The 12,633-nt window shown below is 69.7% G+C and carries 12 protein-coding genes; 8 read left to right on the plus strand and 4 right to left on the minus strand.

All coding sequences use genetic code 11. From position 1 onward, the window contains the following. The first annotated feature begins 172 nt into the window (after window positions 1-172). The 4 genes from C5E05_RS01015 (at window position 173) to C5E05_RS01030 (ending at window position 4,965) form a co-directional block, all read left to right on the plus strand. Window positions 173-1,519, plus strand: a complete 1,347-nt coding sequence (locus C5E05_RS01015) for a hemolysin family protein (RefSeq protein WP_104341188.1) — start codon at window positions 173-175, stop codon at window positions 1,517-1,519. Beyond that, complete coding sequence (locus C5E05_RS01020) at window positions 1,512-2,555, plus strand: hemolysin family protein (protein WP_104241525.1); 1,044 nt, start codon at window positions 1,512-1,514, stop codon at window positions 2,553-2,555. Before C5E05_RS01015 ends, C5E05_RS01020 begins: the two co-directional genes overlap by 8 nt. A gap of 68 nt (window positions 2,556-2,623) precedes the next feature. Beyond that, window positions 2,624-3,559 (plus strand): ADP/ATP-dependent (S)-NAD(P)H-hydrate dehydratase, encoded by a 936-nt coding sequence (locus C5E05_RS01025; protein ID WP_181059277.1) that lies wholly within the window; start codon window positions 2,624-2,626, stop codon window positions 3,557-3,559. A gap of 20 nt (window positions 3,560-3,579) precedes the next feature. After that, window positions 3,580-4,965, plus strand: a complete 1,386-nt coding sequence (locus C5E05_RS01030; RefSeq protein WP_104340878.1) for a glycosyltransferase 87 family protein — start codon at window positions 3,580-3,582, stop codon at window positions 4,963-4,965. Here the strand turns inward: C5E05_RS01030 and C5E05_RS01035 are convergent. Both C5E05_RS01035 and C5E05_RS01040 read right to left on the minus strand, forming a co-directional pair. Beyond that, complete coding sequence (locus C5E05_RS01035; protein ID WP_104241522.1) at window positions 4,858-6,066, minus strand: homoserine O-acetyltransferase; 1,209 nt, start codon at window positions 6,064-6,066, stop codon at window positions 4,858-4,860. The genes C5E05_RS01030 and C5E05_RS01035 overlap by 108 nt on opposite strands. 28 nt (window positions 6,067-6,094) lie before the next feature. Then, window positions 6,095-7,384, minus strand: a complete 1,290-nt coding sequence (locus tag C5E05_RS01040) for a bifunctional o-acetylhomoserine/o-acetylserine sulfhydrylase (RefSeq protein ID WP_104241521.1) — start codon at window positions 7,382-7,384, stop codon at window positions 6,095-6,097. 144 nt (window positions 7,385-7,528) lie between these two features. On the opposite strand from C5E05_RS01040, the gene C5E05_RS01045 reads away from it, so the two are divergent. Genes C5E05_RS01045 through C5E05_RS01060 form a run of 4 tightly spaced genes read left to right on the plus strand, consistent with a single transcriptional unit; the run spans window position 7,529 to window position 11,314 of the window. After that, a complete protein-coding gene (locus tag C5E05_RS01045) occupies window positions 7,529-8,350 on the plus strand; it encodes an SDR family oxidoreductase (protein WP_104340879.1) in 822 nt (273 codons plus the stop codon). Then, window positions 8,347-9,078 (plus strand): Type 1 glutamine amidotransferase-like domain-containing protein, encoded by a 732-nt coding sequence (locus C5E05_RS01050; RefSeq protein ID WP_104298612.1) that lies wholly within the window; start codon window positions 8,347-8,349, stop codon window positions 9,076-9,078. The genes C5E05_RS01045 and C5E05_RS01050 overlap by 4 nt, the downstream gene beginning before the upstream one ends. Then, a complete protein-coding gene (locus C5E05_RS01055; RefSeq protein WP_104298613.1) occupies window positions 9,075-9,797 on the plus strand; it encodes a uracil-DNA glycosylase in 723 nt (240 codons plus the stop codon). The genes C5E05_RS01050 and C5E05_RS01055 overlap by 4 nt, the downstream gene beginning before the upstream one ends. Window positions 9,798-9,844: 47 nt before the next feature. Beyond that, on the plus strand, window positions 9,845-11,314 hold the full coding sequence (locus C5E05_RS01060) for an amidase (RefSeq protein WP_104340880.1): 1,470 nt from the start codon (window positions 9,845-9,847) through the stop codon (window positions 11,312-11,314). A gap of 6 nt (window positions 11,315-11,320) precedes the next feature. Here C5E05_RS01060 and C5E05_RS01065 read toward each other — a convergent pair whose 3' ends face one another. Together C5E05_RS01065 and C5E05_RS01070 are read right to left on the minus strand one after the other, a co-directional pair. Continuing rightward, a complete protein-coding gene (locus C5E05_RS01065; RefSeq protein ID WP_104340881.1) occupies window positions 11,321-11,716 on the minus strand; it encodes a Fe-S oxidoreductase in 396 nt (131 codons plus the stop codon). A gap of 107 nt (window positions 11,717-11,823) precedes the next feature. After that, complete coding sequence (locus tag C5E05_RS01070; protein ID WP_104298616.1) at window positions 11,824-12,579, minus strand: PspA/IM30 family protein; 756 nt, start codon at window positions 12,577-12,579, stop codon at window positions 11,824-11,826. Between the last annotated feature and the right edge of the window lie 54 nt (window positions 12,580-12,633).

The following is a 12,633-nucleotide window of genomic DNA, read 5'->3' on the forward strand; positions in this document are numbered from 1 at the left end:
CGTGAGGGTGGTCTTCGCTATACTTCGTGGCAACTATGGACGATGACCATCCTCCGCGATCCGCACCCTCACGCGCCGCAGCTCTGCCTGCGTTGAGCGCCTCCTCCTCTCCGGCTCGGCATCCCCGAAGCATCCCCGTATCGAGGGGTGAGGGTTCGTGAACGAGTGGGTCATGCTCGGCATCGGCGTCCTCCTGACGGTGGGGACCGGCGTCTTCGTCGGGTCGGAGTTCGCGCTCGTCAACCTCGACCGCAACGACCTCGAGAAGCGTCGGGAACGCGGGGAGAAGCGCCTCACCCCGACCATCAACGCGCTCAAGCACACGTCGACGCACCTCTCGAGCGCGCAGCTCGGGATCACGCTGACGACCCTCCTCACCGGCTACACGATGGAGCCGGCCATCTCGTCGCTGCTCTCGTCGCCGCTCGGCGCCGTTGGGCTGCCGGATGACGCCGTGCGCCCCGTCGGCGCCGTGCTCGCGATCGTGATCGCCACGGGGCTCTCGATGGTCATGGGGGAGCTGATCCCGAAGAACTTCGCGCTGGCCGTGCCGCGTGCGACGGCGAAGTTCCTCATCCCGCTGCAGGTCGCGTTCACAACCGTCTTCCGCCCCGCCGTCGCGGTGCTCAACGGAAGCGCCAATGGCCTCATCCGGGCCCTCGGCATCGAGCCCAAGGAGGAGCTCTCCGGCGCCCGCACGGCGGAGGAGCTCTCGAGCCTCGTCCGCCGCTCCGCGCTCGTTGGACTGCTCGAGGGCGAGCGGGCGGTGCTCTTGAGCCGCACGCTGCGGTTCTCCGACCACATCGCGGCGGACGTCATGACGCCCAGGCCGCGTGTGCAGTCCATCGCGGTCGACGCGCCGGTGCAGGACCTCATCGACCTCGCGAAGTCGACGGGCCATTCCCGATTCCCGGTGACCGGTGAGGACATCGACGAGATCGTCGGCGTCGCCCACCTGAAGAACGCCGTCTCGCTGCCGCTCGATCGCCGCCGTTCCGTGCCGGTCGGCGCGATCAAGACGGATGCGCTGCTCGTGCCGGAGACGCTGGGGCTCGACGCTCTGCTCGCCGAGCTCCGCTCCGGCGGCTTCCAGCTCGCCGTCGTGCTCGACGAGTACGGCGGCACGAACGGGGTCGTCACTCTCGAGGATCTCGTGGAGGAGATCGTCGGCGAGCTCGTCGACGAGCACGACCGAGCGCATCTCGACGTCGTGCGCGCCAAAGGCCGCACGACGTTCGACGGGATGCTCCGGCCGGATGAGGTACGAGACCGCCTGAATATCGAGCTCGACGACGACGGGCCCTTCGAGACCGTCGCTGGCTTCATGATGAACGCGCTCGAGCGCATCCCCGCGGTCGGCGACGAGGTGCAGGTCCCCGTCGGCACGTTCCGCGTCGAGCGGATGGAGGGTCGCCGGGTCGATCGGGTCGCGTTCACGCCGAACGAGTCCTACGAGTCGAGGGAGGCGCTCATGCAGCGCCTCGCCGACAAGCACGCCGAGAAGGAGAACCGTGGCTGAGTACTGGTCTGGACTCGCCTGGCTCGTGGTGCTCCTCGCCGCGAACGCCTTCTTCGTCGGCGCGGAGTTCGCGGTCATCTCCGCGAAGCGATCGCAGATCGAGCCCCGAGCCGAGCGCGGCAGCAAAGCCGCCCAGCAGACGCTCTACGCGATGGAGCATGCGACCGGCATGCTCGCGACGAGCCAGCTCGGCATCACCGTCTGCTCGCTGCTGATCCTCAACGTCTCTGAGCCGGCGCTGCATCACCTGCTCGAGATCCCGCTCTCCGCGACGGGGCTCAGCGAGGAGATGATCTCGACCATTGCGTTCGTCATCGCGCTCATCGTCGTCTCGTACCTGCACGTCGTGCTCGGCGAGATGGTCCCGAAGAACATCTCCTTCTCGGTGCCTGACCGCGCGGCGCTCCTGCTCGCCCCGCCGCTCGTGTTCTTCTCGCGGCTGTTCGCACCGGTCATCTGGGCGCTGAACGGCATCGCGAACACGACGCTGCGCCTGTTCGGCGTCGAGCCGAAGGCCGAGACGACGAGTGCGTTCACCTTCGACGAGGTCGCGGGCATCGTCGAGCAGTCCAAGCGCGAGGGTGTGCTCATGGATCGTGCCGGCACGCTCTCGAACACCTTCGAGTTCACGGCGAAGAAGGTCGCCGCGGTCGCGATCGCGGGCGAGCAGCTCGTGGTGCTGCCGCCGGAGGCGACGCCGGAGATGCTGCAGCGCGCGGTCTCCGAGCACGGCTATTCGCGCTACATCATCCTGGACGAGGAAGGTGAATTCTCCGGCTACGTGCACCTGAAGGACGTGCTCGACCTCGACAAGCCGGACGAGTTCGACCAGCCCATCCCGGTCAAGCGCATCCGCTCGCTCGACTCGATGCACGACGAGGCCGACCTCGAGGACGCGCTCGCCACGATGCGGCGCACTGGGAGCCACCTGGCAAGGGTCCTCGATCGAGAGGGCAACACGCTCGGCGTGCTCTTCCTCGAGGACATCATCGAGGAGCTCGTCGGCGAGATCCGGGACGCGACTGCTCGCCACTGATCGCCGGTCTCCTCGCCGGAGCGCGGTCGCGACTTGGCGTGTCGTCGAAGAGCGACCAGTATGGCCGGGTGAGGGAATTCGATGCTCAGGATGCCGCGGCCAGCGTCTTCGCGCCGCGCGAGGACGACCACAAGTACCGCCGGGGTGTCACGGCGTTCGTGACGGGCTCCACGCACTACCCGGGCGCCGCCGTCCTGGGGACGAGGGCCGCCCTCGCGACCGGGATCGGGATGGTGCGCTACGCCGGGGGCGAGGCGGAGACCAAGGCGGTGCTGTGGCAGAGTCCGGAGGTCGTCGCCGATCTCGCGTCGTTCGATGCGCTTGTCGTCGGGTCCGGAGTGGATCCGAAGGACGTGCGGCGCACCAGCGAGGCGCGGGAGGCGCTCGATCGTGCTCGGGAGCTCGACGCGACGGTCATCGCCGATTCCGGCGCGCTCGGGCAGATCGCCAAGCGCGTGCTGGGAGGCCACCACGTGCGCCGATGCATCCTGACGCCCCATGCGGCCGAGCTCGCCGCCCTCATCACGAAGCTCGAGGACACCGAGGTGCATGCCACCGACGTCATCAAGGAGCCGGAACAGGCTGTCCGCCTCGTGACGGATCGTCTCGGCTGCACGCTCGTGCTCAAGGGGCACCGCACCTACATCGCGGGGGACGGTCCGACGATCGTCGTGGATGCTCCGGGAGCCTGGCTCGCCACGGCGGGGACCGGTGATGTGCTGGCCGGGGCCATGGGTGCGCTGAGCGCCGTCGCCTCGAAGCGAGACGTGGCCGAGCAGCCGGAGCCGCAGCACCTCGCGGCAGCGGCTGTCTGGCTGCACGCGCGAGCCGGTTGGCTGGCGTCGCAGCTGAACGCGGGAAACGCTGAGGCCGCTTCCGCGCTGCTTGCCCCGATCGACGAGCTCACGAGGTTCGGTCCTGGTGCGCCGATCAGGGCGAGCGACGCGACCGCTGCGTTGCCGCGCCTCGTCGGAGCGCTCGTGGCGTCCAAGCTGCGCGCCTGACCTGGGGTAGCTTGTCCCGCATGACTTCGTCGTGGATCGCCCGTCACTGGCCGGGCCCTCTCTCGATCGTGACGCTCTGGCTTGCCTTCGCGGGCGTCCATTACGTGCTGATCCTCGTGAACCTCTACTCGCTCTCGAACCCCATGGGAGACGTGTTCCAGGTCTACCGCGGGTGGGTCGACCAGGCCCAGCTGGGGCAGGTGCCCGGCATCGATACGACCTTCGTGTACCCGCTGCCCTCGCTCCTGCCGATGCTGGTGGCGGACGCGGTCGGCGGGCAGGCGAACTACGGCCTGGGCTGGCTGCTGGTGGTCGCGGCCGGCAACGCCGTGGCGTTCGCGGCGCTGACGCTGTGGCGCCCCTCGTCTCGCGACGCCAGGCTCCGGCAGATCGCCGCCTGGTGGTGGCTCGTGCTCATGGCCCTGCTCGGACCGGTGGCGCTCGGCCGCATCGATGCGGTGAGCGTGCCGATCGCGATCCTCGCGCTGCTGGCGCTTCGGCGTCGTCCCGAGATCGCGGGTGCCCTGCTCACGTTCGGCGCATGGCTCAAGATCTGGCCAGCTGCCGTGTTCGCGGCGGCCTTCATCGTGCTGCGCCACCGACTCTGGCTCGTTGCTGGTGCCGTCGTCGTGTGCGCTGCCGTGCTCATCCCGGCCCTCGCGCTCGGTGGCGGGTCGAACGTGTTCTCCTTCGTGACCGAGCAGACGGGGCGAGGGCTGCAGGTCGAGGCGGTCGCCGCGACCGTGCCGATGTGGCTCGCGTCGATGCAGGTGCCTGGCTACGACGCCTACTACTCGATGGAGATCCTGACCTTCCAGGTCGACGGTCCCGGCACGGAGTTCGTGAGCGCTCTGCTCACGCCGGTGCTTGGCGTGGCCGTGCTCGGCGTGGTGCTGCTCGCACTTGTCTCCAAGCGTCGTGGCATGCCGTTCACGCGCCTGTTCCCGGCCTTGTCGCTCGCGCTCGTGCTCTCGTTCATCGTCTTCAACAAGGTCGGCTCGCCGCAGTTCATCACGTGGCTCGCGCCGGTCATCGTGTTCGGGCTCGTCGTCGACGTCAGGCGCTTCGCGCTGCCCGCCGGCATCGCCCTCTGCATCGCCTGGCTCACGCAGATCATCTATCCAGGCAACTACAACTTCGTGACCGATGCCCACTCCGCCGGCGTCGCGCTCCTCGCGGGTCGCAACGGGCTGCTGGTCGTGCTGCTCGTCTGGGCGCTCTGGGCGATGTGGCCGCGCAGCAGGCGAGCTGTGCGCGGGGCTCCGAGCGGCAGCTCGGCGGCTCGCACCCCCGCCAGCTCAGCCGTTCGCGAGCATGGAGCGGATGGCGTCGCCGACGTGGTGGATCTCGAGCAGGAACCCGTCGTGGCCGAAGTTCGACCTGATCGTGACGGCTCTGTCGCCTGAGTAGCTGTTCTGCACGCCCGCGGCGATGCGGTGCTGCGTCTCGGGCGGGAAGAGCACGTCCGTCGAGATGCCGATGACCATGGTGGATGCGGTGACGCGCGCGAGCGCGGCATCGAGGCCTCCGCGGTCGCGGCCGACGTTGTGCGAGCTCATGGCCGTCAGCAGCGTGATGTAGCTGTTGGCGTCGAAGCGACGCGTGAAGCGGTTGCCGTGGAAGTCGAGGTAGGACTCGACGGCGTAGCGCCCTTCGTCCTGCTCCGGGCTGAGGTTGGACTGCCAGCTGCGTCCGAAGCGGTCGTCGAGCTCGGTGCCCGACCGGTAGTTGAGCATGGCGAGGCGCCGCGCGAGGGCGAGGCCGCGGTGCGGTCCGAAGCCAGCGGGCTCGTCCGCGTAGTCGCCGCCGTTGAAGTTCGGATCGAGCCTGATGGCGTCGATCTGCAGGGTATTCTGCGCGATGGTCTGCGCGTCGGACGCCGCAGGGGCACTCATCACGACGAGCCGCTGCGTGCGGTCGGGGTACATGATGCCCCACTCGAGCGCGTGCATGCCGCCCATGGAGCCGCCGATGACGGCGGCGAACGAGGCGATGCCGAGTTCGTCCGCGAGCAGCGCCTGCGCTCGCACCTGGTCGCGGATCGTGAGCACCGGGAAGGAGGATCCGTACGCGTTCCCGCGAGCATCGAGGCTCGCGGGTCCCGTCGAGCCCTGGCAGCCGCCGAGCATGTTGGGGGCGATCACGAAATAGCGGTCCGTGTCGAGAGGGGCCCCGGGACCGACGATGCCCGGCCACCAGCCTGCGGTCGGATGCCCGGGCCCGAGCGGCCCCTCCACGTGCGAGTCGCCGGTGAGCGCGTGGAGCACGAGGATCGCGTTCGAGCGGTCGGCGTTGAGCGTGCCCCACGTCTCGTAGGCGAGCCGGATGAGCGGGAGCTCGCCGCCGTGCTCGGGGCTGAACGCCCCGAGCCAGGCGAACTGGCGGTGGCCGACGTCGTCACCGTCGCGCCACGCGCCCGAGGCGGGCGGCCTCAGCGAGACCGCCCGCAATTCGTCGTTCGGAATTCTGCCGCTCGGCGGCGAGATGCCGTGATCTGTCCAGTCCATCAGCGCCAGGCTAGCGGCTACCCCGCGCCTAGGCGCGAAGCGAGTCGAGGGCCTGCGAGAGGTCCGCGATGAGGTCGTCGACGTTCTCGAGGCCGACCGAGAGGCGCACGAGTCCGGGGTTGATGCCGGATGCGAGGAGCTGCTCTGGGGTGAGCTGCGAGTGCGTCGTCGACGGCGGGTGGACGATGAGGCTGCGCACGTCGCCGATGTTTGCGAGGTGGCTGAAGAGCTGCACGCGCTCGACGAGCTTGCGGCCAGCTTCGACGCCGCCGCGGAGCTCGAACGACAGGATGGCACCTGCGCCGTTCGGTGCGTAGCGCTTCGCCAGGGCATTCCAGGGGCTCGTCTCGAGGCCCGCGTAGTTGACGTTCTGCACCTCGGCGTGGCCCTGGAGCCACGACGCGATCGCGGTCGCGTTGGAGACGTGGCGCTCCATGCGGAGGCTCAGCGTCTCGACGCCCTGCAGGATCTGCCAGGACGAAGCGGGTGCGATGGATGCGCCGATGTCGCGCAGCAGCTGCACGCGGGCCTTGGTGTGGAACGCGTTGGCGTTGCCGAGGGCACCCGTGTAGCTGAGGCCGTCGTAGCTCGGGTCGGGCTCGGACAGGCCAGGGAAGCGGTCCTTGTGCTCATCCCAGGGGAAGGTGCCGCCGTCGACGATGACGCCGCCGATCACGGCGCCGTGGCCGCCGAGGAACTTCGTCGCGGAGTGGACGACGATGTCGGCCCCGTGCTCGAAGGGCCGGATGAGGAATGGGGTGGCGATGGTGTTGTCGACGATGAGGGGCACGCCGACCTCGTGGGCGACCGTGGCGACCGTCTCGATGTCGAGGATGTTGACGGCCGGGTTGCCGATCGTCTCGCCGAAGAAGAGCTTCGTGTTGTCCTTCGCCGCTGCCCGCCAGGCGTCTGGGTTGTTCTGGTCCTCGACGAAGGTGACGTCGATGCCGAGCTTTGCGAACGTGTACTTGAAGAGGTTGAATGTGCCGCCGTAGATGGACGTCGAGGACACGATGTGGTCGCCGGCCCCCGCGATGTTCAGGATCGCGAACGTCTCTGCCGCCTGGCCGGAGGCGAGCGCGAGAGCCCCGCTGCCGCCTTCGAGGTCGGCGATGCGCGCCTCGAGCACCGCGGTCGTGGGGTTCGTGATGCGCGTGTAGATGTTCCCGGCGCGCGAGAGCGAGAAGAGATCGGCCGCGTGCTGTGCGTCATCGAACACGTACGAGGTCGTCTGGTAGATCGGGGTGACGACCGCGTTGGTCGTGGGGTCGGGGGCAGAGCCTGCGTGGATCTGCCTGGTCTCGAAGCTCTGGGTCATGGGTAGCCTCCGTGTCGGCCGCGACCCGACTGGACAGTCGGGTGGCACCGAGTGTGGCAGTGGGCGCTGGCGCGGGCAACGGAGCGGGACACAAATCGTCACGCGTGCCAGGCGCGGCGCGCGGCCGCATGCCACGATGGAGGCATGCCTGAAGAACAGAGAACGCGTGTTGTCGTAGTGACGGGAGCGAGCAGCGGGATCGGCCGGTCGACGGTCAGGTCGTTGCGCGCAGAGGGCAGAGTGGTGCTCGCGACTGCGCGCCGTGCCGACCGGCTCGAGGAGCTCGCCGCCGAGACCGGCGCGGAGGTGCTGGCGGGGGACATCACCGATGACGCCTTCGTGGCCGAGCTCCGAGACACCGCGAGCCGGCTCGGAGAGGTCGAGGCCCTGGTCAACGTCGCCGGGGGAGCGTTCGGCACCGAGAGCGTCGAGGAGAGCAGCATCGCCGACTGGCAGCTGATGTTCGAGCTCAACGTCCTCGGCACGAAGCGCGTCATCACGGCGTTCCTGCCGCTGCTGCGTGCATCCGCCGCGAGCAGCGCGGACGAGTTCCCACACGCGGACATCGTCACGGTCACCTCCACGGCCGGGCGCGTCATCTACCAGGGCGGTGGCGGCTACGTCGCGACGAAGGCCGCGGAGGCGGCGATGATCGGGGTGCTGCGCCTCGAGCTCGGCGGTGAGCCCATCCGGGTCATCGACATCGCGCCTGGGATGGTGCACACGGAGGAGTTCACGCTCAAGCGGATGCGGGGCGACGGGGCCTCGGCCGACAAGCTCTACGAGGGCGTCGATCATCCGCTCACCGCGGAGGACATCGCGGCGACGATCCAGCTCGCGCTCCAGCTTCCCGGTCACGTCAACGTCGACGAGCTCGTCGTGCGTCCGGTGGCGCAGCGGGAGCAGTTCCAACTGCACCGCGGCCCCCTCGTCATGAAGGGCGCCACGAAGGAGGCCGGCGAGTGAGCATCTTCCTGGTAGGCGGCGGAGACGGTTCAGGGGTCGAGCTCGCGCTCGCCCAGCTCGCGGGCGAGGCTCGAAGCCGCGCCGCCGGAGCGACGCCCGTCATCGCGGTCATCGCGGTCGGGGAGAACCCCGAGCCCGTCGCGGACTGGTTCGCGGACCGACTCCGATCGGTCGACCCTGGCGTCCTGGCGACTCCCGTGCTCGCCCGGAGCACGGCGAGCGGTGAACCGCTCGACGAGATCGATCTCGCCAGCTTCTCGACGGCCCACGGCATCCTGGTCTGCGGGGGCCACACCCCCGCGTACCTCGCCGCCCTGGCGCCGCTCGCGACCGACATCCGCCGCCTGGTGGCAGAGGGCGTCTCCTACCTCGGCTACTCGGCCGGCGCCGCCATCGCCGCGGACGAGGCCATCATCGGCGGGTGGCGCATCGGCGGCGTGCCCGTCGCCCCGGAGGAATCCGGCGAGGGACTCGACGAGGTGACGTTCGAGGCCGGCCTCGGGCTGGTCGATCTGACCATCGAGGCGCACGCCGCCCAGTGGGGTCTCGTCGCGCTGTGCGCTGCGAGCATCGAAGCGGGACTCGCGGAGCGTATCCTCGCCGTCGACGAGGACACCGTCCTCAAGGTCGGAGAGGGCGCGCTGGAGATCCTCGGGTCCGGGAGCGTCTGGCAGCTGACCGCGGGGGAGGGCGGCGTCACGGTCTCCTCCAGCCGAGCCTCGGAATGACGGAGTTGCGCGGGCTCAGCGATCTGCATCGGCTCGACCCGGGGTGGGCTCGGGCGCTCGAGCCTGCTGCCGGCCGCCTGGACGAGATCGCGGAGCGGCTGAAGCTGGAGGAGGATGCCGGCCGCGGCTTCCTGCCTGCTCCTGAGCACATCCTCAGGGCATTCGAGGCCCCACTCGACGACGTCCGGGTCCTGATCGTGGGCCAGGACCCGTATCCGACTCCCGGGCATCCCATCGGCCTGTCCTTCGCGACCGATCGCCACGTCCGGCCGCTCCCTCGAAGCCTCGCGAACATCTACCGGGAGCTGCACGACGACCTGGGCATCGAAGCGGCCACCACCGGCGATCTCTCGCGGTGGAGCGAGCAGGGAGTCCTGCTCCTGAACCGTGTCCTGACGGTCGGCGCCGGCACGGCGGGCTCGCACCGCGCGTTCGGCTGGCAGTCGGTCACGGATCTGGCGATCGAGGCCCTGGTGGCCCGCCAGCGTCCGCTCGTTGCCATCCTCTGGGGCAAGGACGCGCAGGCCCTCGCCCCGCTGCTCGGCGAGACCCCGACCCTCGTGAGCGCCCACCCGAGCCCGCTCTCCGCCTCCCGCGGCTTCTTCGGCTCCCGTCCGTTCTCGCGGACCAACGAGCTGCTGCGGCAGCAGGGTGCGGATCCGGTCGACTGGCGGGTCGTCGAGACGCCCCAGGGCGCCACGCAGCCACCCCTGTTCTAGGTGCGCCAGACCGAGCGCCGCCGACACGAGCATCAGAAAGGCACATCATGAGTCAAGAGCTGCACACCCTCGGCGCCGTCAGGCAGAGGCAGCTGCTCGCGAGCGGCGAGCTCTCGCCGGTGGCGCTCACGAGCGCCTACCTGGCACGTCTGGACGCGGACGGGGGTGCATCCGGAGCCTTCATCACCGTGACCGCGGACCGCGCGTTGGAGCGAGCTCGAGCGCTCGAGCGGGAACCCTCGTCCGCATCTCGCCGCGGAGACCGGCACGAGGCTCCGCTCTGGGGGATGCCCTTCGCTGACAAGGACCTCGAACCGCGCGCCGACGTGCCGACCTCCTTCGGCTCGCGTGCCTTCGCCGGGTACGTGCCGGAGGAGAGCTCGCCACTGGTCGAGACCATGGACGCCGCCGGCGGCATCAGCCTGGGGAAGACGAACACGCCCGAGTTCGGTCTCCCCGCCTACACCGAGAACGCCGTGGCCCCGCCGGCGGTCACCCCGTGGGGTGCCGGGCTCGGGGCCGGCGGCTCGTCGGGAGGCGCGGCGGCGGCTGTCGCAGCCGGCCTCATTCCGTTCGCGCCGGGGTCGGACGGTGGCGGGTCCATCCGCATCCCCGCTTCCGCCTGCGGTCTGGTCGGTCTCAAGCCGAGCCGGGGCCGAGTCCCGGGTGGGTCGGGCGTCGGCTCTCTCGCGGGGCTCCCCGTCTCGGGCCCCATCGCGAGGAGCACGGCGGATGCCGCGCTCCTGCTCGACGGGATGATCGCCCGGCGCGGGGACGGCAGCCAGGCCGACCGGAGCGCCCTCACGGCACCGGCGGGGGAGCGTTCCTACCTCGACGCCCTGGACGCACCCCTTCAGAAGCTGCGGATCGGCGTCAACTGCTGGTCGCCGTGGTCCACGGAGTACGAGATCGCGCTCGACGACGACGTCGCCGCGGTCTTCGAGGCCGCCAAGGAGCAGCTCTCGCGACTCGGACACGAGCTCGTGCCGGTCACGCCGACGGACGCGCCCGAGTACTTCGACGCATTCCGAACGGTGTGGCAGGCCGGTGCGTCGACGATCCCCCTGGAGGGGCCAGCGCTGGAGACCCTGGAGCCCCTCACCCGGTGGCTCGTCGGCGTCGGACGGACGAAGGGTGCCGCGGAGCTGGCTGCCTCGCTCGCGTCGCTCGCCGCGTTCGAGCGTTCGATCATCCGCCAGTACTCGGACGTCGACGTCGTCCTGACCCCGACGCTCGCGATGACGCCTCGGCCGCTCGGCTGGTTCGATGCGGGCGACGGGGAGCGGAACTTCGAGCAGCAGTGCCAGTACACGCCTTACACGTCCTACGTGAACGTCACCGGGCTGCCGGCCATCACCATGCCCGTCGGGTTCGCGAACGGCCTGCCGGCGGGGGTGCAGGCCATCGGTCGGCCGGGCGACGAGGCGACGCTCCTTCGGCTGTCGCTGCAGCTCGAGCGTGAGATCGACTGGCCGAGCAGGTACCCGCCCGCCTGGGATGGCGCGGCGCGTCCCTGAGGCTGCTCAGCTCTTCGATGCGGGGCGTCGGCGGGCCGGGAGGTAGTTGCCGTCCTCGAGTCCCGCCTCGATCTCGAAGCGGTTCTTGAGCGGGTCGAAGCCGGCGAGCCAGTAGAGCGGCGGGAACAGGAAGCCGTAGCGCTTCCACTGCTCGACGTGCACGCGCTCGTGGCGGAACACCCGTTCGCCGACGGTGTCGCGAGTGAGGTAGACCCGGCCGACGCACGTCCCGCCCCGGCGGAACGCCCACTTGGGCAGGCCACTGCAGACGATGAGCCCGTCGTGGTTCTCGACGCGGCCCGTGGAGAGCGGCACGCCGACCGCGAGTCCGACGGCCGTCGCCGCGTGGTAGCCGAGCCGTGACAGCGGCGAATCGAGGAACACGCTCTTCAAGAGGTTCATGGGTGAGGACCTTCGTTCGCTGGTGCGTTGGCGGCTGGAAAGGAGGACGCCGCTGAGACCCGACCGTGTGAGACGGGTCCCAGCGGCGAACGCTTGCGCTGGGAGGCTTAGAAGCTCTGCTCCGGCGCGTCGATGGCGGCAGGTGCGCGCTGGCCCTGCTTGAGCGCGGCGAGCCGGGCCTCGACCTCGGTCAGCTTGCCGAGGTCCTCGAGCTGGTTGAACTGCGAGTCGAGGCTCGAGGTCTGCAGCTCCTGCTGGCCGCGCACGAGCGCCTCCTGCCGGCGGACCTTCTCCTCGAAGCGACCCAGGTCGCTGGTCGGGTCCATCACGTTGATGCTGCCGAGGGCCTCGTTGACCTTCTGCTGCGCCTCGGCCGTCTTGGCGCGGGCCGCGAGCTGGTCGCGCTTCGTGCCGAGCTGGCGGAGCTTCTCGCGCATGCCGTCGAGGCCGCCCTTGAGCTGCTCGACGACCTGCGTCTGGGTGCGGATCTGCGGCTCGGCCGTGCGAGCTTCCGTCTCGGACTCGATCTGGCGCGACAGGGCCACCTTCGCGAGGTTGTCGAACTTCTGCGCGTCGACCTCGTCGTTCGCCGCGCGCAGCTCGTCGGCCTTGCGGCTGGCGGCGAGGGCCTTGTTGCCCCATTCGGACGCGGCCTGGACGTCTTCCCGGTAGTCGTCCTCGAGCATGCGAAGCTGGCCGATGGTCTGCGCGATCGCCGCCTCCGCCTCCTTGATGTTCGAGCTGAAGTCGCGGATGAGCTGGTCGATCATGAGCTGCGGGTCTTCCGCGTTGTCGATGAGCGAGTTGATGTTGGCGCGGACGAGCTGGCTGATTCGTCCGAAGATGGACTGCTTGTTGGACATCGAGTGCTTCCTTTTCGCTGGTGATCCGTGATGAGTGGCCGTGATGTGTCGGAG

The organism is Pseudoclavibacter sp. AY1H1 (assembly GCF_002931055.1).
Classification (GTDB): domain Bacteria; phylum Actinomycetota; class Actinomycetes; order Actinomycetales; family Microbacteriaceae; genus Pseudoclavibacter.

Bases quoted from the DNA above. Each gene is read 5' to 3' on its own strand.
- C5E05_RS01015 (WP_104341188.1), top strand. From the start codon at position 173: ATGCTCGGCATCGGCGTCCTCCTGACGGTGGGGACCGGCGTCTTCGTC.
- C5E05_RS01030 (WP_104340878.1), top strand. From the start codon at position 3,580: ATGACTTCGTCGTGGATCGCCCGTCACTGGCCGGGCCCTCTCTCGATC.
- C5E05_RS01035 (WP_104241522.1), bottom strand. From the start codon at position 6,066: ATGGACTGGACAGATCACGGCATCTCGCCGCCGAGCGGCAGAATTCCG.
- C5E05_RS01040 (WP_104241521.1), bottom strand. From the start codon at position 7,384: ATGACCCAGAGCTTCGAGACCAGGCAGATCCACGCAGGCTCTGCCCCC.
- C5E05_RS01045 (WP_104340879.1), top strand. From the start codon at position 7,529: ATGCCTGAAGAACAGAGAACGCGTGTTGTCGTAGTGACGGGAGCGAGC.
- C5E05_RS01055 (WP_104298613.1), top strand. From the start codon at position 9,075: ATGACGGAGTTGCGCGGGCTCAGCGATCTGCATCGGCTCGACCCGGGG.
- C5E05_RS01060 (WP_104340880.1), top strand. From the start codon at position 9,845: ATGAGTCAAGAGCTGCACACCCTCGGCGCCGTCAGGCAGAGGCAGCTG.
- C5E05_RS01065 (WP_104340881.1), bottom strand. From the start codon at position 11,716: ATGAACCTCTTGAAGAGCGTGTTCCTCGATTCGCCGCTGTCACGGCTC.
- C5E05_RS01070 (WP_104298616.1), bottom strand. From the start codon at position 12,579: ATGTCCAACAAGCAGTCCATCTTCGGACGAATCAGCCAGCTCGTCCGC.